Origin of the sequence: Dietzia sp. HMSC21D01 (genome assembly GCF_001815995.1) — a bacterium.
GTDB lineage: Bacteria > Actinomycetota > Actinomycetes > Mycobacteriales > Mycobacteriaceae > Dietzia > Dietzia cinnamea.
Genome location: NZ_KV823939.1, coordinates 1 through 19,436 on the forward strand (window position 1 = coordinate 1; position 19,436 = coordinate 19,436).

The window sequence follows — 19,436 nt, forward strand, 5'->3', positions numbered from 1 at the left end:
TGGGACCTCACCGACGGCGGCCGCCTAGGCGGCGGGTCCTCGCAACTGCTGCCCGACGGCGTGGTCCTCGGGTCGCTCGGCGGCCCCGAGCTCACGCAGGTCGATTCCGTCGACCTCGAGCGCTACGCGGGGGAGTGGCTCCAGGTCGCCGCGATCCCGCAGCCGTACACCCTGCAGTGCACCAACGACACCCGAGCCGAGTACGCGGTCACCGCGCCGGGCACGGTCTCGGTCCGCAACAGCTGCGGCTCGGCGATCAGTTCGGACTCGGTGATCGAGGGGGAGGCGAAGGTCCGCGACACGGCCACGAACGCCTCCCTGCGGGTGAACTTCCCGATGGTCCCGTTCCAGGACGAGGCCGGACCCGTCAACTACCGGATCACCTACCTGGCGGACGACTACTCGCTGGCGATCGTCGGCGACCCCACCCGTTCGTCGGGCTTCGTCCTCAGCCGCGAGCCCGCTCTCGACGCCGGGCAGTGGGCGACCGTGCGCGACGTCATCGAGGACCGCGGCTGGTGGTCCTGCGCGTTCCTCACCGTTCCGATGGTCGGCGGGCGGGGCGACGCCACCCCGCTGTGCCTGCTGCCCTGAGGCGCACGGCCCGCACCGACACGGAGGAGTAACCGATGAGCATCGATATCACCTGCACGGTTCCCGCGACCCCGGGCCAGGCGTGGCGTTACTTCGCCTCCCCGGGCGCGTTCCGTCGGCTCTCGCCGCCGTTCATGCCGTTGCGGCCGGTCCGGGAGGCGGCATCCCTGCGCGACGGCCTCGCGGTGCTCGAGCCACGCTCGGCCCTGCCCGGCCCGCTGGGCAGGCGCTTCGGCCCCCGGTGGCACGCCCGGCACGACCCCGCCGGCTACGTCGAGGGGGAGCGCTTCGTCGACCGCTGCGTGTCGCAGCCCTACGCCGCCGCGACCGGCTGGGTCCACACGCACACCGTCACCGCCACGCCCGACGGCGCCGCGCTCCTCGGCGACCGGGTGGAGGCCCGCGTCCCCGGTGGGGCGCTCGCCCCCGTGTTCGCCTACCGGTACCGGCAGATGGCCGCCGACCTGGCCGCGATCGACCGTCACCGCAGCGCGCCGGTGACGGTCGCCGTGACCGGTGCCTCCGGACTGGTGGGCACGGCCCTGACCGCGCTGCTCGGCGTGGCCGGCCACCGCGTCATCCGCCTGGTGCGCGGACCGGTCGACGGCGACAACGACGACGACAACGACGACGACGAAGACGGCGGCGCGCGGGAGGGACGCGGTGGCTGGCCGGAGCGGAGCTGGGATCCGGACGCCCCCGCCCCGGATCTGCTCGACGGCGTGGACGTGCTGGTCCATCTGGCGGGCGCACCCATCGCGGGCCGGTTCACCGATCGTCACGTCGCACGGGTCCGCGACAGCCGGGTCGGCCCCACGCGTCGGCTCGCCGAGCTCGTCGCCGCCCGCGGCGGGGCCACCGCCATGGTCTGCGCCTCGGCCATCGGCTACTACGGCCCCGACCGCGGCGACGAGCAGCTGACCGAGCATTCCGCTCCGGGCACCGGGCCGGTCGCCGACATCGTGGTCGACTGGGAGCGCGACTGCGACCCCGCCCGCGAGGCCGGTGCCCGGGTCGTCTCCGTGCGCACCGGCATCGCCCTGTCCGGGGCCGGCGGGATGCTGCCTCCGCTGGCGGCCCTGACGCGCGCGGGGCTCGGTGGCCGTATCGGCTCCGGCCGACAGTGGATGTCCTGGATCTCGTTGGACGACCTCACCGACATCTACCTGCGCGCGATCGTCGACCCCACGATGTCGGGGGCGGTCAACGGCACGGCCCCCGAGCCGGTGACGAACGCCGAGTTCACCCGCGTCCTGGGGTCGGTCCTGCGTCGCCCCACCCTCGTCCCCGTCCCGGGGTGGGCGCCCGCCGTCCTGCTCGGCTCACGCGGGGCGGACGAACTGGCCCTGGCCGATCAGCGGGTCGTTCCACGGACCCTCTCCGACGCCGGGCACCACTTCCGGCATCGCGCCCTGCGAGCGGCGTTCGAGCACGAACTCGGCGCAGAGGAGGTGCCGACCGCGCTGTAGCGTCAGCGCTGGAGAATCATGGGCACGAGCACCCGGCGCGCCAGCGCCCGGATCTGCTCCTCGGAGTCCACCACGGGAGGGCCGTCCGGCATCACCACGAGCGAGTGCAGGAAGCGACCCACCACGGAGGCGACCTCGAGCGAGAGCTGCTCGGCCTCGTCGGGCTCCATGTGGCGCGTGTGGACGTCGGCGTTCCACGTGCTGCGCACGAATTGCGCCAGCATCTCGATGATCGTCTCGAGCACCGAATCCGACTGACCGGCGAGCATCGCCATGGCCTCGACCTTGTCGCTCTCGATCATCCGACGCAGCAACTCGTTCTGGCGGATGTCGAAAACGGTGCCCACGAGCAGGTCCTCGACGTGCCGGACCGGGTCCCATTCCAGCGATTCGAACGGCGTGTACCGGGCGTTGACGGTCATCATGAGCCGCTGCGCCTCGTGCGCGTAGATCGCACGCAGGATGTCGTCCCGTGGCCCCAGCCGACGATAGAGCGTCACCCGTGTGACGCCGGCGGCCCGCGCGATGTCGTCGGTACTCGTCCCCTTGATCCCGCGTTCGGCGAACACCGTGGACGCCGTCTCGATCAAACGGACGTCCTCGGCGTCCGGTTCCGCCTCCGGCGTCCGGGCACCACCGCGGCCACTGTCACGAGTCACGCCCTCATGGTAGGACGAGAGGCCACGGCGGCTGCCCGTAACGGGGTGGTCGGGGGCTCGCCGGGGTTGTGCTATCGCGGAGGCTGATCGCCGCCGTCGACCGGATAGCCGCCCTGCTGGCCCTGGCCCCACCGCTGGTCGGGAGCCTGCGAGTAGCTCTGGTCGTGACCCTGTCCGCCCTGGGCGAAGCCGGGCTGACCGGGCGCGGCACCCCGCGGGCCGTCGATCGCCTGGGTCTCGTGGCCCGAAGGGGCGTCGGGGGCGGCGCCGCCCTCGGACTCCGGCACCATGTCGAACACGCCGGGCCTGGGCTTGTCCCGTCGCGGCTCCTCGTCCATCACGGAGGTGGCGCCCTTGGCGGCGGCCTCCGCGGCGGCCACGGAGCGGGCGATCTCCGGATCGGTCCGGGTGTCGAACCACTCGTCGGGGGCCGAGGGCAGATCCGCGTCGGTGTCGACGTCCGACGGCTCGTAGCGGAAGACCCCGTCGTCGTCCTTCTTGGCGACGGCCTTGGCGAAGGTCTCCAGGGAGTCGCCGAACTGAGACGGGATCATCCACATGGTGGCCGCGTCGCCCTTGGCCATCTCGGGCAGGTTCTGCACGTACTGGTAGGCCAGCATCTCCGGCGTCGGCTTGGAGGCCTTGACGGCGGCGTTGACCCGCGCGATCGCGGCGGCCTGCCCCTCGGCCACCAAGTAGCGGGCGGCCCGCTCACCCTGCGCGCGCAGCATGCGCGACTGCCGGTCCGCCTCGGCCGCGAGGATGGCCGCCTGCTTGTTGCCCTCCGCGTCGAGGATCGCGGCCTGCTTGGCGCCCTGCGCGGTGGTGATGGCGGCCTCGCGCTGCCCCTCGGCGGTGAGGATGGTGGCGCGCTTCTCGCGGTCCGCGCGCATCTGCTTCTCCATCGAGTCCTGGATGGAGGGCGGCGGATCGATCGAGCGCAACTCGACCCGGGCGACGCGCAGTCCCCACCGGCCGGTCTCCGAGTCCAGCACGCCGCGGAGCTGCTTGTTGATCATGTCGCGGCTGGTGAGCGTCTGCTCCAGCGTCAGGCCGCCCACCACGTTGCGCAGGGTGGTGGTCGCGAGCTGCTCGACGGCGATGATGTAGTTGTTGATCTCGTAGACCGCCGACTTGGGGTCGGTGACCTGGAAGTAGACGACGGTGTCGATGCTCAGCGTGAGGTTGTCCTCGGTGATCATCGACTGCGGCGGGAACGTCACGACCCGCTCACGCAGGTCGACCTTGGCGCGCACGCGGTCGATGAACGGGATGATGAGCGTGAGCTGACCACTCACGGTGCGCTGGTAGCGGCCGAGCCGCTCGATGACCGCGGCTTCGGCCTGGGGGATGAGCTTGACCGAGCTCACCACCACCGAGACGATCAGGACGACGATGACGGCGAGAAAGATCAAGCCACCCATGGGTACCTCCGGTTGAGTCGTGCGTATCGGCTGCTGCTGGGAGGCCTCGAACTCATAGGCCGCGCACGACGATCGCCGTGGCCCCCTCGATCTGGTGCACCAGGACCTTGTCTCCGGCCTCGAACGTCTCGCCCTCGATCAGCGGTCGCGCCGTCCAGGTGTCCCCGGCGATCTCGACCAGGCCGTCGGACGGCCCGATCGCCTCGACGACCGTGCCGCCGCGACCGGTGAGGGCGGCCGTGTTGGTGTCGTGCTCGGGCAGCGCGCTGAGCAGGCGCCGACGGACGAGCGGGCGGACGCCGACGACGAGGATGAGCGAGACGAGCGCGAACGCCAGCGCCTGACCCCACACCGGCGCGCCGAGGAAGGCGGCGGCCGAACCGCCGAGGGCGCCTCCGGCGAGCATGAGCATGAACAGCTCTCCGCCCGCCGCCTCTCCGGCGGCGAGAAGAACCGCTGCCCCGAGCCAGGCGAATCCCACGTGCATGACACCGACCCTACCGACAACGGGCGGTCGGCAGGTGGGCTCTCGGCACGCGACTACGCTCTGGGAACGTGTCGACTCTGAAGAAGTTCGCCTGGCTCTCGGTGGCCACCGCGATCGTCACCATCGCGCTCAAGGTCGGGGCGTGGTGGGTCACCGGCTCGGTCGGCCTCCTGTCCGACGCCGCCGAGTCCGTGGTCAACCTGGTGGCGGCGGTGATCGCGCTGGGGGCGATCAGCGTCTCGGAGCGACCGGCCGACGACGACCACCAGTACGGGCACTCCAAGGCGGAGTACTTCTCCGCGGGTGTCGAGGGCGCGATGATCTTCGTGGCCGCGGCGTTCATCCTGGTCGTGAGCGTGGAGCGGCTGATCAACCCGGCCCCGCTGGAGGCGCTCGGCGTCGGCCTGGCGATCTCCGTGGTCGCCGCTGTCCTCAACGGGGTCGTCGGTCTCGTGCTCGTGCGGGCGGGCGTCCGCCACCGGTCGCCGACCCTGAGGGCGGACGGCAAGCACCTGCTCACGGACGTCATCACCTCCGTCGGCGTCGTGGTGGGCCTCGCGCTGGCGTGGGTGACCGGCTGGCAGGTCCTCGACCCGATCGTGGCGATCGGCGTGGGCCTGAACATCCTGTTCATCGGCTACCGACTGGTGCACGAGTCGGGCATGGGCCTGATGGACGCGACCCTGCCCGACGAGGACAACAGGATGATCGAGGAGGTGCTCGAGCGGCACCGCGAGCCCGGCCGCGTCGACTTCCACGAGCTGCGGACCCGAGAGTCGGGCAAGTGGCGCTTCGTGGAGTTCCACGCGCTCGTCCCGGGGGAGTGGAGCGTCGAGCGCGGGCACGACCTGGTGGAGACGGTGGAGCAGGAGATTCACGCCGCCCTGCCCAACTCGCACATCACCACCCACATCGAGCCGATCGAGGACGAGCGGGCGTACAACGACGTGCACCTCTAGAGCGCGTCGCGTGGCCTACCCGCGCGCCGGCCCGTCAGCCCCCGCCGCTCGGTGCGAGCCCGCCGCCCGCAACCCCGCCGAACGGCCGCGCCGCCGGTAGTAGCTCCGGCCCGCCACGTTCTGCTGATGCCAGTAACCGCGCAGGAGCAGCGGTAATTCGGGGATCCAGAACCGGTCCTCGAGGGGCAGGACGGGCTCGCGGGCCCCGAGGGTGACGTCCGCGTAGACGACTCCGGGTCCCTCGTCGGCCCGCCGCGAGGCGAGCACCGTGCCGGAGGCGTCGACGATCTGGGTTGCGCCGACGTACTCCGTCTCGTACGGCACGCACACGCCCGTCCCCGGAGCGAGGAGGAAATCGGTGCGGAACGATCCGCAGTGGGAGGCCTGCAGCACGGGTGCGCCGAGCCGGCGGGCGAACTCCGCGGGCGCGTTCTCCGAGAGATAGCGGTTGTACTGCGCCAGAGGGCCCAGCACGCGGTCGGTGAGCCCGCCCCAGTTCCGCGGGACCGTCCACCAGTGCGTGCCGGTGACGGCGACGCCGACGCGACCCCGGAGCCTGCGCACGGTCCCAGTGCGGATGAGCTCCCAGCAGCTCGCCACCCCCACGCCGCCGAGCGCGGTCTCGAACGCGCCGTCGTCACTGCCGTCGCGGTAGTAACCGCCGCCGGTGTAGAAGCAGTTCTCCCACATCGTCGGCAGGTCCTTGTCGTGCGTGTGTACGAACCCGTCGGGTTCGACCAGGTGATAGCGGTTGTAGACCTCGTCGTCGTCGGCCACCACCATCGACCCACCGACGGTGAGGCGGTATCGCGCGGCGAGGCGGCGGAACATGTCCACCGCCACGTTCTCGCGCGGCAGGACGGCGTCGTGGACCTCCGCCCGCATCGGCAGCGGTGACGTGCAGAACTCGGGCACCGCGATGAGGCGCGCGCCCCGCTCGGCGGCCTCGACGACCATCGTCTCCAGCCGGCCGAGCGTGAGGTCGACGCGGCCCGGCACGCCCTCCAGCTGCACGGCCGCGGCGCGGACCACCTGTCCCGACAATCGGACCTCCTGGATCGAGCACGGACATGGATCGAGCACGGACATGGATAGAGCGTGGACGCGGATCACGCGCGAACGAGCGCGCAGGTCAGCGCCCTGCCCTATGGTCGTCAGCATACAAATCCCGGCGCATTGTCAAGTGCTCTTCGGAAGGACCCATGGAACTCGGCATCGACACCCTGCTCACCCTCCTCGCGGCGGGCCTCATCTTCCTGCTGGCGCTGTGCCTCGGCGTGTGGAAGTACCGCCAGATGGCCGCGAGCCCCGAACACGTCGCGCACCCGTACGTGGACATCGCGCACCGGGCGTCGTTGCTGTACTCGTTCGCGACCCTGCTCATCGCCGTGTTCGTCGAGCTGAGCGCCTGGCCGACCTGGGTCAACCTCACCGCCGCCGGCGTGCTGGTGTTCTTCTTCCTGGTGGCGATCGGCAGCTACATCCTCCACGGCGCGCTCAAGGACACGACCAACCAGTTCGAGCGGCCCACGGTCGCGTTGCACCTCGGCATGGTGGCGCTCATCGTCGGCGAGATCGGAGGGTTCGCGGTGCTGCTCGCGGGGTTCGTCGCCGGGCAGTTCGGAGGTTGAGCGCAGCTCGGGGGCCCGCGGTCGTATCCTCGGCGGTGTGGGCCACCCGATCATGTTCGACGCCGCGGACCCGCTGCTGGCGCGGCTGCGGCAGGTGTGCCTCGCGCTGCCCGACGCCGCCGAGAAGATCTCGCACGGACGCCCCAACTGGTACACGACCAAGGTGTTCGCGGTGTACGGCGGCTCGGTCAAGGGCGACCACGCGGACCCGCTCCTGTCCCGAGCGCTGCTGTTCCTGCCGGATCCGGGGGAGCGCGCGGCGCTGGAACAGGACGAGCGGTTCCACGTCCCGGCGTACTACGGGCCGGCCGGGTGGCTGGCGCTGCCGCTGGACGATGGAGCGGACGGCGGCGGCCCCGGGCCCGACTGGGACGAGGTCGCCGAGCTCGTCGAATCCTCGTACCGGCAGACCGCGGGAACCCGGCGGGTCGCTCGTCTCGACGACGAGCGCGGTCGCTCGCGCGACTAGGCTGGCCGCATGCCGCTGCGCCCCCGCTCCGACGCCGCCTCGCCGCGCCGGCGCTCGTCCGGCGGCAGGCGCTCGCCCGGCGACATGGATCTGGGCACTCGGGCGCTCCTCCTGGGGGTCGGCTCGCTGGTCCTGTCCTGGGTGCCGCTGCTCAACATCATCGCGTTCCTCGCCGGGCTCATGGCCGTGGCGTTCGGCCTGCTCGCGCGCTGGCCGACCGGGTGGCTGACCAACGAGGACACCAGTCCGCGGCGTGGGCTGTGGGGCGTGGTGCTGGGCGCGATCGCGCTGGTCGTGTTCGTGGTGACCGCGGTGCGGTACTCGGCGCTGTAGGGGCCGGCGCGATCAGCGCAGGTTCGACACGACCCAGCCGATCGCCGTGCGCATCCGGCGGGCGAACTCCCCCGGGTGCGTCGCGCACGCGGCATGCCCGGCGTGGACCGGGAACACCGCGCTGTGGGGCAGCAGGTCGGCCATCTCGTCCTGCACCCACTGCGGGAACGCCAGGTCCCGGGTGGTCTTGACGACGGCCACCGGCAGCGTGAGCTCGTGCAGCCACGACGTCGAGTTGAAGCCCGCGACCTGCGCTATGACGTTGCGGTGCGTCGCGAACGACACCGAGGACAGCTCGCGCAGCGCCCACGCGTGCGGTCTGAGGGCCTCGTCGTCGACCTCCTCCTCCACGGCCTCGCCGACCTCCTCCGGCACGGCGTTGAGCAACGGGGCGGACCGCGTCAACCCACTGAGCGACATCCGCTCGAGAGCGTTGCGCCGAGCCCCGGTGCCGGTCGCGGCCAGCACCAGCCCGCCCAGGCGCGACGGGTCGCGGCGCGCTGCCAGCTGGGACACGATCCCGCCCATCGAGTACCCACCCAGCACCGGCGCGGGCAACTGGAGGTGGTCGGCGACCCGCAGCACGTCGTCGGCGAGTGCCTCGAACGTGAACTCGCCGTGGAAGCCGTGGCCGTGCCAGCGCTGATCGAACGTGATGAGGCGGTGCTCTCCGCGGAGCCGCTCGAACGTCTGGTACCAGTTGAGCATCCCCGTGGCCGCCATGCCGTGCAGCAGGATCACCGGCGTGAGGTGCTCCTCGCCCGTGTCGTGAACGCGGGTGGTGACGCCGTCGGAGAGCGAGACGATCCGTCCCGGTGGCAGCCGCGACAGGTCGGGCACCATCCGCGGGGCACGCGCGGCCGCCCGCGGCAGTGATCCGATCGGCCTCCTGGGCACGGGCATCCTCCTGGGTATGGTCCCCTGATGGTGGGGCACCGGCCGGGCGGGCGCATCCGCGTCAGTCGACGGACACCAGTCCCTCCTGCTCGAGGAAGTCCCGGGCGACCAGCGCGGGATCCTCGCCGTCCACGTCGACCCGCATGTTCATCTCCACCATCACCTCGTTCGTGAGCAGGTCCACCAGCGGCGCGAGGACGTCCTCGATCTGCGGGTACGCGTCCAGCACCTCGCCGCGGACGACGGTCGCGAGGTTGTAGACGGGGAAGAAGCGCTGATCGTCCTGCAGGACCACCAGGTCGAGGCCCTTGATCCGGCCGTCGGTGGTGTAGACCTCGCCGAAGCGGCACTCCCGGCCGACCGAGGTGGCCTGGTAGATGATCCCGGGTTGCATGATCGGCGTGGGCACCGCCGCCGCGTCGAACCCATAGGCCTCGGCGAGCCCAGGCCAGCCGTCGCGGCGCACCGAGAACTCGGTCTCCATGCACGTGACGGCCGATTGGGGGTCGGTGCGGACGAGCTCGGCGTAGTCGGAGAACGTCCGCACCCCGGTCTCCTCGGCGGTCGCCCGGTTCATGGCGAACGAGTACGTGTTGTCCACGGTCGTGGGCGGCAGCCAGCGCAGGTCGTGCTCGGCCAGGTCGGCGTCGCGCACCGCCTCCCACTGCCCCTGCGGATCGCGGATCGGCTCGGAGTTGCCCAGGTAGCTCATCCACGCGGTGCCCGTGTATTCCATACCGATGTCGACCTGCCCGGTCACCAGCGCCTGCCGGAAGCTGTTGGACCCGGCCAGCGACGACATGTCGGACACCTCCATGCCGGCCGCCGCGAGGAGGAACTCCACGAGATAGCTGGCGATGACGCCCTCGGTGAAGTCCTTGCCGCCCACCGTGATGCGCACGCCCTCGAGCTCGGGGACCGTGCCGGCCGGACCTGGCGACACGGGCAGCGGGACCGACCCGCCGTTGTTGAGGCCGCAGCCGGTCGCGAGCAGCACGGTGGTGAGCAGGGCGGCGGCGAGGCGTCTGACGGGCGAGGTTCTCGTGCTGGTCATCGCAGCCCCTTCGGGTTGAACAGGAGCTCGCCGACCTCGCCGAGCCAGTCGACGAACAGTGCGAGACACACCGCGAGCACCGAGCCCACGGCCAGCGTCGTGTAGTCCTGCAGGCGGTACCCGGTGTCGATGAAGATGCCCAGCCCGCCGGCGTCCACCAGGAAACTCAGCGTGGCCGTGCCCACCGCCAGCACGAGCGTGGTGCGCAGCCCCGCGAGGATGAACGGCACCGCCAGCGGCAGCTCGACCGACCGCAGGACGCGGGCGCTCGTCATCCCCTGACCGCGCGCGGCGTCGATGAGCGCCGGGTCGACGTTGCGGATCCCCACGATGGTGTTCCGCAGCACCGGAAGCAGCGAGTAGACCGCCACCGGCAGCACCCCGATCCAGAAGCCCGTCCGGTTGGTCGCCAGGAACAGCAGCACGATCAGCCCGATCGCCGGCGCAGCCTGCCCGATGTTGGCGAACCCCACCGCCACCGGAGCGAGGAACCGCGTCCGCCGGCGGGTGAGCAGGATCCCCAGGGGAACACCCACCGCCACGACGATCCCCACCACCGTCACCGTGATCTGCACGTGCTCGAGCGTCCGCTGGGTGAGGGACGCCGCGTTGAGCGAGGCCCGCTGCGTCTCGTCGAGCTCGCGGGAGAACGCCCACCACAGCACCCCGACCGCCGCGGCCACGATGACCAGCGGCTGCACCCACAACCTCGCCGACCCGCCGCGGGCCACGGCAGCGGGCGCGCTCATGCCCGACCGCTCTGGCTGGGGACCCGGCCCTCGTCGTTGTGCCGGTGGTTGATGCGCCGCAGCTCGGCGACCAGGTCGTCGATGCCGATGGTGCCGCGGTACACCCGTCGCGGTCCACGACCACCGTGGTGGCGCTCGCCGTGGACAGCAGCCCGTCGAGCGCCTCCTGGAGGGACGAGTCCACCGTCACGGACCCGACCACCGGCAGTCCGCCCGACCGCAGATCGGGCATCCGGGCCACCGTGTCGCCGCGCACCCACCGCAGGGGCCGGCCCGCGTCGTCGAGCACGACCGCCCACTCGTCGCCGGACCCGCGCAACCGGGTGGCGAACTCGGCCGGGTCGTCCGAGGCCCTCGCCGTCGTCGCCTCTCCCAGGTCCACGTCACCCACGCGCCGGAGGGTGAGGGTCTTGAGCGCGGCGTCGTCACCGATGAACCCGCTCACCGTGTCGTCCGCCGGGTTGGTGAGGACGGCCTCCGGGGTGTCGAACTGCAGCACCGACGACCCGGGGCCGAGCACCGCGATCCTGTCTCCCAGCTTCACCGCCTCGTTGAAGTCGTGGGTGACGAACACGATGGTCTTGCGCAGCTCGTCCTGCAGCCGCACCAACTCGTCCTGCAGCGACGCCCGCGTGATGGGGTCGACCGCCCCGAACGGCTCGTCCATGAGCAGCACCGGCGGATCCGCGGCCAGCGCCCGGGCCACCCCGACCCGCTGCTGCTGGCCGCCCGACAACTGCGCGGGGTAGCGGTCGCGGAACTCCCCGGGGTCCAGGCCGACCAGCTCGAGCATCTCGTCCACGCGGGCCCGGGTCCGGGCCTTCTTCCACCGTAGTAGCCGCGGCACCGTGCCGACGTTCTGCGCGACGGTCATGTGGGGGAACAGCCCCGACGCCTGGATGGCGTAGCCGATGGAGCGGCGCAGGGTGTCGGCGTCGAGGCCGCGGTTGTCCTGACCGTCGATCGTGATGGTGCCGGAGGTCGGCTCGATGAGGCGGTTGATCATCCGCATGGTGGTGGTCTTGCCGCAGCCCGACGGCCCCACGAACACCGTGGTCCGGCCGGCGGGCAGCTCGAGCGAGACGTTGTCCACCGCCGGCCGCTCCTGGCCGGGGTAGATCTTGGTGACGTCGTCCAGGACGATCGGGACGCCGGAGACGGACTCGGTGGTGGTCGATCCGGTACTGGTCACTGGTTCCCCTTGATGGTCAGGCGTCCGAGCAGGACGAGGAGCGCGTCGAGGACGAGCGCGAGGACGACGATGAGCACCGTCGCGGTCAGCGCCATGGGCAGCGCGGTGGGCGTGCCGACCCGCGACAGCGCCGCGAAGATGAGGTTGCCCAGCCCCGGACCTTTGACGTACGCGGCGATCGCGAGGATGCCCATCGACATCTGCGTGGAGATCCGGATCCCGGCGAGGATGGACGGCCACGCCAGCGGTAGTTCGACGCGGGCGAGCACCCCGATCCGGCTCATACCCACCCCGCGCGCGGCGTCGACGGTCGCGGCGGGCACGGCGTCCAGGCCGACGATCGTGTTGCGCAGGATCGGCAACACGGCATAGATGACCAGCGCGGTCATGGTGGGCAGCACGCCCAGACCCAGCACCGGGATGAGCAGGCCGAGCAGCGCGAACGACGGCACCGTGAGCGCCGTGGCGGCGAGGCCGGTGGCGACCGCCGACCCGGACCGGCTGCGGTAGACGGCCACGCCGATCGCCACCGACAGCAGCGTCGCCAGCAGCACCGCCTGCACCGTGGCGCTGACGTGCTGCCATGAGTCCGTGGCCAGCTGGAGGCGGCGCGTGGAGAGGAAGTCCATCAGGGCGGTCATCGCATCTCGGCTCTGTCGGGTCGGCGCGGTACGGGTGCGACCACGTTAGCCCCGTCCGCACCTGTAGAGGGCGGAGTCGGGATATCCGACTCCCGGATCGGCTGTGGCGGCGCGGTGCGGTCGTGCACCATGTAGACATGACGCCACGGCCCACCCGTCCCCTGGATCCCGACCTGACGGAGCACCTCGACGAACTCCTCGCCGCGAGCGGCCGCATCGCCCGCCGGCACTTCTACGGTGACCTCGCGGCGCTGGCCGCCACGGACAAGGGCGGCGCGGGCACGGGCACCGCGGACTCGAACGGCGCGGCCGTCGGCGGAAACGGGCACCGCTACGATCCCGTGACCGAGGCCGACCGTGCGATCGAGGAGCTCCTGCGCGCGGGGATCTCGTCGATGTCCCCGGGCGACCGGGTGGTGGGGGAGGAGAACGGCCTCACCGGTCCCGCCGACGCCGCCCGTACGTGGTACCTGGATCCGATCGACGGGACCAAGGCGTTCCTCACCGGGATGACGGGGTGGGGGACCCTGGTCGGCGTGGTGGAGGGCGGCCGCGCCGTCGCGGGCTGGATGGACCAGCCGGTGTTGGGCGAGACGTTCTCCGCCGTCCACGGGCGCGCCACCGTGCGGCGCCGCACCAACGGACCGGAGGCCATCGACCTGCGCGTATCGGGCTGCACGGAGCTGTCCGAGGCGATCATGTACACCACGCACCCGTCGATGTTCGGCGACGACGGCGAGGTCCGCAGCCGCTACGACGACCTCGGCCGCCGCGTCCGCCTCCAGCGCTTCGGCGGGGACTGCTACGCCTACTGCATGCTCGCCGCGGGGCGCGTCGATCTGGTCGTGGAAGCCGACCTGAAGTCCTACGACATCGTGGCGCTGATCCCGATCATCGAGGCCGCGGGCGGCGTGATCACGGGCCCGGACGGCCGGCAGCCGCTCGAGGGCGGGACCGTCGTGGCGGCGGCGACGCCAGAGCTGGCCGAACAGGCCTGGGCGGTGCTGCAGCCGGAGCGGTGAGAGGGGAGGAGCTGCCCCTCCGGTAGGGCACGACGACGCAGACGCGCCCCCCGACGAGAAACGTCGAGGGGCGCGGAAGGCACTACTTAAGAGTCCCCTGAATCAGCGAGGCATGGGAGGCAGCGTGATGCCCAGCTGCTCCGCCTGGATGAAGGCTTCCTGGGGAAGCATCCCCATGCTGTGCGCGACGGCGCCCCAGAACGAGGTCGAGGTGACCAGGCCGACGGCCGTGGGGATCAACGCGGTGAGGGACAGGGTGGGCATAAGGCTGAGTGCCGCGAGTCCTTGATTTCCCATTGAGGATTCTCCTTGTTTCGTCCGAAGTTCGGCTCGGTTTCTTTGGGGACGTTAAGAATCTACCAAACATAAGTTCTTGCCCATGTCAGGGGGGTTAACGCCGCAGGTTGGTCTCTGCGGCCGCTCGCATCCACCACGCCGGTGGGCCGTCGCCCCGCCCGGTGGGGTCGAAAACGTGGTGAAGCCGAACCGCTCGTGGAGCAGCACGACCCCGGCGTCGGGCTCCGGGGCGTCCGGGGGGCAGGAATGCGACGACACCGTCTACCGGGTCGGTGATGCCGACGGGACCGTGCCGGAGTGCGTGCCGGAGGTAGAGGAGAGCGCACGGACTTCCCGCCGCGCCGACGCCCGGATCGGATGCGACCCCGGTCACAGTTGGCTAGAACCTAGTCATGGAGCGACATCCCCGGGGTGATGCGTCCCCCGACACCGGGTCAGGGTCGGGCACACGCAGGCGTAAGCGCCGGCTCAGCACCATCAAGACGGCCGTACCCGCCCGGATGGACCGCCTTCCCTGGGCGGGGATCCACTGGAAGATCATCGTGGGCCTCGGGACCGTGTGGATCCTCGACGGCCTCGAGGTCACCCTCATCGGCTCACTGGCCGCGCGCCTGGTGGAGCCCGGCAGTGGCCTGCCGATCACGGAGGGCCAGATCGGTCTCGCAGCGTCGATCTACATCTTCGGTGCCTGTCTGGGTGCACTGTTCTTCGGCCGACTGACCGACAAGTGGGGCCGCAAGAAGCTGTTCATGCTCACCCTGGTGGTGTACTGCGTCGCCACGTTCGCCACGGCCTTCGCGGTGGAGCCGTGGATGTTCTTCATCTGCAGGTTCTTCACGGGCGCCGGCATCGGCGGTGAGTACGCGGCGATCAACTCCGCGGTCGACGAGCTGATCCCCGCCCACTACCGCGGTCGCGTGGACATCCTCATCAACGGCACCTACTGGCTGGGCGCGACGTTCGGCTCGTTCTACTCGCTGTTCTTCCTCAACACGGCGATGTTCGCCGAGAACCTGGGCTGGCGGTTCGCGCTCGGCGTGGGCGCGCTGCTGGGCGTGGTGATCATCTTCGTCCGCCGGCATGTCCCGGAGAGTCCGAGGTGGCTGTTCATCCACGGCCGGGAGGACGAGGCCGAGGAGATCGTCGAGAGGATCGAGAAGCAGATCCGGAAGGAGACCGACGAACCGCTGGAGAAGGTCGGCCGCGACGAGCGGATCACCATCCACCAGAGGGCCTCGATCCCCTTCAGCGAGATCGCGAGGACCGCCTTCGGGAAGTATCCCAGGCGGGCGATCCTGTGCCTCGCGTTGTTCATCGGTCAGGCGTTTCTCTACAACGGGATCACCTTCAACCTCGGCACGCTCTACCAGAACTACTACGGCATCGACGCGGGCTCGGCGCCGCTGCTACTGGCCCTGTTCGCGATCGTCAACTTCCTCGGCGCGCTCACTCTGGGCCCGCTGTTCGACAAGGTCGGACGTAAGAAGATGATCGCCGGCACGTACCTCGGGTCGGCGCTGGTGACGGTGCCGCTGTACTTCGTATTCCTCAATGAGACGGGTGGATTGTGGGGCTTCGTCGTGCTGCTGTCGCTGACGTTCTTCATCGCCACGGCGGGCGCGTCGGCCGCCTACCTCACCGTCAGCGAGATCTTCCCGATGGAGACCCGCGCGCTGGCGATCGCCTTCTTCTACGCGATCGGCACGGGCGTCGGCGGCATAATCGGCCCGCTGCTGTTCGGTAACTTCATCGAGAGCGGCGACCGCGGACTGGTCGGCCTGGGCTTCCTCCTCGCGGCGGGCATCATGGCGATCGGCGGAATCGCCGAGATCTTCCTCGGCGTCGACGCGGAGGGGAAGTCCCTCGAGGACATCGCCGCGCCGATCACCGCGCAGAAGCCGGGGGAGGAGAACACGACCAGGTGATACTGAGTTCCTCTTCAATGATTGAGTTCTTCTCCGATGACTGGGTTCTTCCTCGATGACTGGGTTCTTCTTCGATGACTGAGCCACTGTTCGGTGTCCACCGCGAGCCGTCGCTTCTCGGTCCGGGCGCGGTGCACGTGCCGGACTGGATGAGCCGCGAGCAGCAGGAGTATCTCCTCCGGGCGTGCGCGGACTGGGCGGCCGTGGCGGCGCCGCGCTCGATCGTCCTACCCGGCGGCGGGCGGATGTCGGTGCGGACGTTCAGTCTGGGGCGCCACTGGTCGCCGTATAGATATGACGACGACGACGCCGCCACCCCGCCGATCCCCGATTGGCTCGTGCGGGCCGCGCGAACCGCGCTGACCTCGGCTGCGGCGGTCGATCCGCGCTCCGCGGTCCTCGACGGCGGCGATCCCTGCACCCCCGACGCCGCTCTGGTGAACCTCTACGGCCGTGGTGCGACGATGGGCCTTCACCAGGACCGCGACGAGGCGAGCCCCGCGCCCGTCGTGTCGTTCAGCCTGGGAGACGCGTGCACGTTCCGCTTCGGCACGCCCGAGCACCGCGGCCGGCCGTACACCGACGTCCGCCTGGAGTCGGGCGATCTGGTGGTGTTCGGCGGGCCGTCGCGGATGGCGTTCCACGGTGTGCCCAAGGTCTTCGACTCCACGGCGCCGTCGTGGTGCCGTGAGGTGCTGGGCGCCGAGCCGGGGCGGGTCAACATCACGCTGCGGATGACCCGGCCACCTACGCTGGGCGGATGAGTTCCGCAGAGAAGTCCGAATCCGGCCGTTCCTCCGGGCCCTCCGCGTCCCCTGTCGCGGGCCGGGCCCGGGCCGCGCTGGCGATCGCGCTGGTCCTGGTGGTGGCGCTGATCGCGGCCGTGGCGACATGGGTGATCTCGGACCGGACGCACGCGCCGTCCGCGCGGCAGCTGAGTCCGAAGGTCCAGGTGGCCGCCGGCTCCGATCACGTCGACCCCTTCGCCGGGCTGGTGATCCGCGTCCCCGAGGGCTGGCGTGCGGAGTCGGGCGAACTGCTCTTCGGCAGCACCGCGATGAGCCCCGAGCGGGCAGCGCCCGCCCAGTCCGACGGAGTCGTGCTGGTGGGCGGGCTCACCGAGGACCTGTTCGACCCCCGCGAGAGCGACAACCGGCTGGCGGCGATCACCCTGGCCAACGGAATGGGCCCGATCCTCCTCCCGGTCCCGGGGCAGGCGGTCGACGAGCGGGTCGAGGAGCTGTCGACCCGAGTCGGCGACGGCTGGTCGGTCTCGTTCCGGGTCATCCCCTCGGCCCCGCAGGACGTGGTCGGCCCGGAGGGGGCGTTGGTGTACTCGGCGGTCGTCGGTCAGGGCGCGCAGCGCTACTGGCTCACCTACGTCGGTCGCCCGGGCGACGGCACCGTGCCCTCACCGACCGCGGAGTGGGCGGACGAGATCGTCGAGCGCCTGCGGCTGTCCGAGGCCGCCTACACGCCGGCCGGCCAGCCGGGCGCGCCTGCCTGACGCCCGCCCGTCACGGCCGCATCCGCCGGAAACCCACCACCGGGTTCCCGCCGGCGATCCCCTCGATCGGCGCGCACACCGCCTCGACCTGCCGACGGGCCTGCTCCCGCACGGGCGTGGCCGGGTCGAGGACCGAGAGGTACTCGGAGTGCTGCGCCAGCGCCTCCACGGCCGACTCGACGAAGCCCGTGACCTCCACGTAGTGCGTGGGCCCGGGCGCGGACTCGAACCACATCTGCGGTCGCCCCTCCGCGGCGTCCACGCCGACCGCGGCCACGAGGTCGTCGTACGCCGCGCCCACGGCCGCGCCGAACTCCATGTGGTCGCTCTGGTTGGGCATGCCGGGGCCGAATTCGGGGCCCGAGTACAGGGACACCACGATGTCGGGCCGGTGCCGGCGGATCGCGTCCGCGATCGCGTCACGCAGCGCCGCGTTGTTGACGATCCGGCTGTCCGGGAACCCCAGGAACTCGACCTCGTCGACCCCGACCACGGCCGAGGACCGCCGCTGCTCCTCCTCGCGGATCGGCCCGGCGATCGCCGGCGACATTCCCTCGATGCCCGCCTCGCCGCTCGATGCCAGCACGTAGACGACGCTGCGGCCCTCCGCGGTCCACCGCGCCACGGCCGCGGACATCCCGTACTCCGGATCATCAGGGTGGGCGACGAGGACCAGGCAGCGGGTCCAGTCCGAGGGGAACGGCTCGGGGAGAGCCGCGGCCCCATCTCCGGGCGTCGTCCCGGTCGGTTCCGTATTCTCCGGCAGGTCGGGGGATTCGCTCATGGCACGAGTATGACCTCTCCCGCGCCCGTGCGCGCGCCCTCTTCCGGAACGGGCGGACGTCAGCTCAGAGGCGTTCCTCGTCGTCGTCGTCCCCTCCCGGAGGCCTCTCGTGTCCGCACTCTTCCCCGACTACCGCCCCGCGTGGGAAACCGACGACCACCGGCTGCTGCGCGAACACGCCCGCGCGTTCTTCGCCAAGGAGATGACCCCCAACCAGGAGAAGTGGGCCGCGCAGAAGCACGTCGACCGCGAGACCTGGGTGCGCACCGGCGAGGCCGGCCTCATCTGCCTCGACGTGCCCGAGGAGTACTGCGGGCAGGGCGGCGACCCCGGCATGGAGTACCTCGTCACCGAGGAACTGGTCTACTCCGGCGACACCGCCTTCGGCATGGGCGTGGGCTCCACCATCACCCCGCACTACGTCGCCAACTACGCCACCGAGGAGCAGAAGAAGGCGTGGCTGCCCAGGATCTGCTCCGGTGAGTGGATCTCCGCGATCGCCATGACCGAGCCCGGCGCAGGCTCCGACCTGCAGGGCGTGCGCACCACCGCCCGCCGCGACGGCGACGACTACATCATCAACGGCTCCGAGACCTTCATCTCCAACGGCGGCTCCGCCGACTTCGTGGTGGTGGCGGCCAAGACGGACCTCGACGCCGGCCACAAGGGCATGGCCCTGTTCGCGGTCGAGGCGTCGACGCCCGGCTTCGAGCGGGGGCGCGTGCTCGAGAAGATGGGCCGCCACGGCGCCGACACCGCCGAGTTGTTCTTCAACGACATGCGCGTGCCCGCCGCCAACCTGCTCGGCGGCGGGGAGGGGCAGGGCTTCTACCAGCTGATGAACCAGCTGCCGCGCGAGCGTCTGGCCATCGCGGTCGACGCGCTGGCGATGGCCGAGGCCGCCGTCGTGGAGACGCTCGAGTACACCCGCGAGCGGGAGGCGTTCGGCAAGCCGGTGCTGGATTTCCAGAACACCCGCTTCGAGCTGGCGCACTGCAAGAGCCAGGTGATGGCCACCCGCACGTTCGTCGACTACTGCATCCAGCGCGAGATCGCCGGTGAACTCGACGCCGTGACCGCCTCCATGGCCAAGATGCAGGCCACCGACATGCTCGACGACGTGGTGGACCGCTGCCTCCAACTGTTCGGCGGCTACGGCTACATGATGGAGTACCCCATCACCCAGAAGTTCGCCGCCGCCCGCGTCATGCGGATCTACGGCGGCACGAACGAGATCATGAAGGAGGTCATCGGCCGGGCGCTGTAGCCCTCCTGCGGGCGGGGTCCGCGCGGCGCGTGGGCTGCGCGGCGCCGACTGCCCGGGGTCGGCGCGGTGCCGGCTG

At 71.0% G+C, this 19,436-nt stretch carries 21 protein-coding genes and 1 pseudogene; 11 read left to right on the forward strand and 11 right to left on the reverse strand.

Features of this window, described 5'->3' with window-relative positions; genetic code table 11:
* Together HMPREF3086_RS09890 and HMPREF3086_RS09895 are read left to right on the forward strand one after the other, a co-directional pair.
* Window positions 1–594 (forward strand): lipocalin family protein (locus tag HMPREF3086_RS09890; protein ID WP_141764054.1); only part of this gene is annotated, 594 nt, incomplete at its 5' end.
* Between the two features lie 35 nt (window positions 595–629).
* Window positions 630–2,063, forward strand: coding sequence for a TIGR01777 family oxidoreductase (locus HMPREF3086_RS09895; RefSeq protein ID WP_070721609.1), 1,434 nt, complete (start codon window positions 630–632; stop codon window positions 2,061–2,063).
* A gap of 2 nt (window positions 2,064–2,065) precedes the next feature.
* Here the strand turns inward: HMPREF3086_RS09895 and HMPREF3086_RS09900 are convergent, their stop codons facing one another.
* The 3 genes from HMPREF3086_RS09900 to HMPREF3086_RS09910 all read right to left on the reverse strand — a co-directional run bounded on the left by HMPREF3086_RS09900 (window position 2,066) and on the right by HMPREF3086_RS09910 (window position 4,633).
* Window positions 2,066–2,722 carry a TetR/AcrR family transcriptional regulator gene (locus HMPREF3086_RS09900; protein ID WP_070721610.1) on the reverse strand — a complete coding sequence of 219 codons (657 nt, stop codon included), beginning with the start codon at window positions 2,720–2,722 and terminating at the stop codon, window positions 2,066–2,068.
* A 71-nt stretch (window positions 2,723–2,793) separates the two neighbouring features.
* Window positions 2,794–4,146 carry an SPFH domain-containing protein gene (locus tag HMPREF3086_RS09905; protein WP_070721612.1) on the reverse strand — a complete coding sequence of 451 codons (1,353 nt, stop codon included), beginning with the start codon at window positions 4,144–4,146 and terminating at the stop codon, window positions 2,794–2,796.
* A gap of 52 nt (window positions 4,147–4,198) precedes the next feature.
* Window positions 4,199–4,633 carry an NfeD family protein gene (locus HMPREF3086_RS09910; RefSeq protein WP_070721614.1) on the reverse strand — a complete coding sequence of 145 codons (435 nt, stop codon included), beginning with the start codon at window positions 4,631–4,633 and terminating at the stop codon, window positions 4,199–4,201.
* 68 nt (window positions 4,634–4,701) lie between these two features.
* Between HMPREF3086_RS09910 and HMPREF3086_RS09915 the strand changes: the two genes are divergently transcribed.
* Entirely contained in the window at window positions 4,702–5,592 is an 891-nt protein-coding gene (locus tag HMPREF3086_RS09915; protein WP_070721616.1) for a cation diffusion facilitator family transporter, read from the forward strand.
* A gap of 15 nt (window positions 5,593–5,607) precedes the next feature.
* Here HMPREF3086_RS09915 and HMPREF3086_RS09920 read toward each other — a convergent pair whose 3' ends face one another.
* Entirely contained in the window at window positions 5,608–6,681 is a 1,074-nt protein-coding gene (locus tag HMPREF3086_RS09920) for a carbon-nitrogen hydrolase family protein (RefSeq protein WP_246830952.1), read from the reverse strand.
* Between the two features lie 113 nt (window positions 6,682–6,794).
* Between HMPREF3086_RS09920 and HMPREF3086_RS09925 the strand changes: the two genes are divergently transcribed.
* Genes HMPREF3086_RS09925 through HMPREF3086_RS09935 form a run of 3 tightly spaced genes read left to right on the forward strand, consistent with a single transcriptional unit; the run spans window position 6,795 to window position 8,025 of the window.
* A complete protein-coding gene (locus HMPREF3086_RS09925) occupies window positions 6,795–7,223 on the forward strand; it encodes a hypothetical protein (RefSeq protein WP_070721619.1) in 429 nt (142 codons plus the stop codon).
* 37 nt (window positions 7,224–7,260) lie between these two features.
* Entirely contained in the window at window positions 7,261–7,692 is a 432-nt protein-coding gene (locus tag HMPREF3086_RS09930) for an MmcQ/YjbR family DNA-binding protein (protein WP_070721622.1), read from the forward strand.
* A 9-nt stretch (window positions 7,693–7,701) separates the two neighbouring features.
* Window positions 7,702–8,025 carry a hypothetical protein gene (locus HMPREF3086_RS09935; RefSeq protein ID WP_070721624.1) on the forward strand — a complete coding sequence of 108 codons (324 nt, stop codon included), beginning with the start codon at window positions 7,702–7,704 and terminating at the stop codon, window positions 8,023–8,025.
* A 12-nt stretch (window positions 8,026–8,037) separates the two neighbouring features.
* Here the strand turns inward: HMPREF3086_RS09935 and HMPREF3086_RS09940 are convergent, their stop codons facing one another.
* From HMPREF3086_RS09940 to HMPREF3086_RS09960, 5 genes and pseudogenes are all read right to left on the reverse strand, one after another.
* Window positions 8,038–8,922 (reverse strand): alpha/beta fold hydrolase, encoded by an 885-nt coding sequence (locus HMPREF3086_RS09940; RefSeq protein ID WP_246830953.1) that lies wholly within the window; start codon window positions 8,920–8,922, stop codon window positions 8,038–8,040.
* 61 nt (window positions 8,923–8,983) lie between these two features.
* Complete coding sequence (locus HMPREF3086_RS09945) at window positions 8,984–9,976, reverse strand: glycine betaine ABC transporter substrate-binding protein (RefSeq protein ID WP_070721628.1); 993 nt, start codon at window positions 9,974–9,976, stop codon at window positions 8,984–8,986.
* Window positions 9,973–10,725, reverse strand: a complete 753-nt coding sequence (locus tag HMPREF3086_RS09950; protein ID WP_070721630.1) for an ABC transporter permease — start codon at window positions 10,723–10,725, stop codon at window positions 9,973–9,975. Before HMPREF3086_RS09950 ends, HMPREF3086_RS09945 begins: the two co-directional genes overlap by 4 nt.
* Window positions 10,722–11,917 (reverse strand): annotated as a pseudogene (locus tag HMPREF3086_RS09955) (ABC transporter ATP-binding protein). The gene HMPREF3086_RS09950 and the pseudogene HMPREF3086_RS09955 overlap by 4 nt, the downstream one beginning before the upstream one ends.
* On the reverse strand, window positions 11,914–12,558 hold the full coding sequence (locus HMPREF3086_RS09960) for an ABC transporter permease (protein WP_061228522.1): 645 nt from the start codon (window positions 12,556–12,558) through the stop codon (window positions 11,914–11,916). Before HMPREF3086_RS09960 ends, HMPREF3086_RS09955 begins: the two are co-directional and overlap by 4 nt.
* 137 nt (window positions 12,559–12,695) lie before the next feature.
* Here HMPREF3086_RS09960 and HMPREF3086_RS09965 point away from each other — a divergent pair, with 137 nt between their 5' ends.
* The gene (locus HMPREF3086_RS09965) at window positions 12,696–13,580 is read left to right on the forward strand and encodes an inositol monophosphatase family protein (protein ID WP_061914549.1); all 885 of its coding nucleotides are present in this window, start codon (window positions 12,696–12,698) and stop codon (window positions 13,578–13,580) included.
* Between the two features lie 102 nt (window positions 13,581–13,682).
* Here HMPREF3086_RS09965 and HMPREF3086_RS18530 read toward each other — a convergent pair whose 3' ends face one another.
* Window positions 13,683–13,877 (reverse strand): hypothetical protein, encoded by a 195-nt coding sequence (locus HMPREF3086_RS18530; RefSeq protein WP_129591165.1) that lies wholly within the window; start codon window positions 13,875–13,877, stop codon window positions 13,683–13,685.
* Between the two features lie 500 nt (window positions 13,878–14,377).
* Between HMPREF3086_RS18530 and HMPREF3086_RS09970 the strand changes: the two genes are divergently transcribed.
* From HMPREF3086_RS09970 to HMPREF3086_RS09980, 3 genes are all read left to right on the forward strand, one after another.
* On the forward strand, window positions 14,378–15,802 hold the full coding sequence (locus HMPREF3086_RS09970; RefSeq protein WP_061914552.1) for an MFS transporter: 1,425 nt from the start codon (window positions 14,378–14,380) through the stop codon (window positions 15,800–15,802).
* Between the two features lie 74 nt (window positions 15,803–15,876).
* On the forward strand, window positions 15,877–16,566 hold the full coding sequence (locus tag HMPREF3086_RS09975; RefSeq protein ID WP_061228519.1) for an alpha-ketoglutarate-dependent dioxygenase AlkB family protein: 690 nt from the start codon (window positions 15,877–15,879) through the stop codon (window positions 16,564–16,566).
* Complete coding sequence (locus HMPREF3086_RS09980; protein WP_083324388.1) at window positions 16,563–17,309, forward strand: APA family fibronectin-binding glycoprotein; 747 nt, start codon at window positions 16,563–16,565, stop codon at window positions 17,307–17,309. Before HMPREF3086_RS09975 ends, HMPREF3086_RS09980 begins: the two co-directional genes overlap by 4 nt.
* Before the next feature lie 10 nt (window positions 17,310–17,319).
* Here HMPREF3086_RS09980 and HMPREF3086_RS09985 read toward each other — a convergent pair whose 3' ends face one another.
* Complete coding sequence (locus HMPREF3086_RS09985) at window positions 17,320–18,093, reverse strand: PIG-L deacetylase family protein (protein ID WP_083324389.1); 774 nt, start codon at window positions 18,091–18,093, stop codon at window positions 17,320–17,322.
* 109 nt (window positions 18,094–18,202) lie between these two features.
* On the opposite strand from HMPREF3086_RS09985, the gene HMPREF3086_RS09990 reads away from it, so the two are divergent.
* A complete protein-coding gene (locus HMPREF3086_RS09990; RefSeq protein WP_070721632.1) occupies window positions 18,203–19,360 on the forward strand; it encodes an acyl-CoA dehydrogenase family protein in 1,158 nt (385 codons plus the stop codon).
* Window positions 19,361–19,436: the final 76 nt, after the last annotated feature.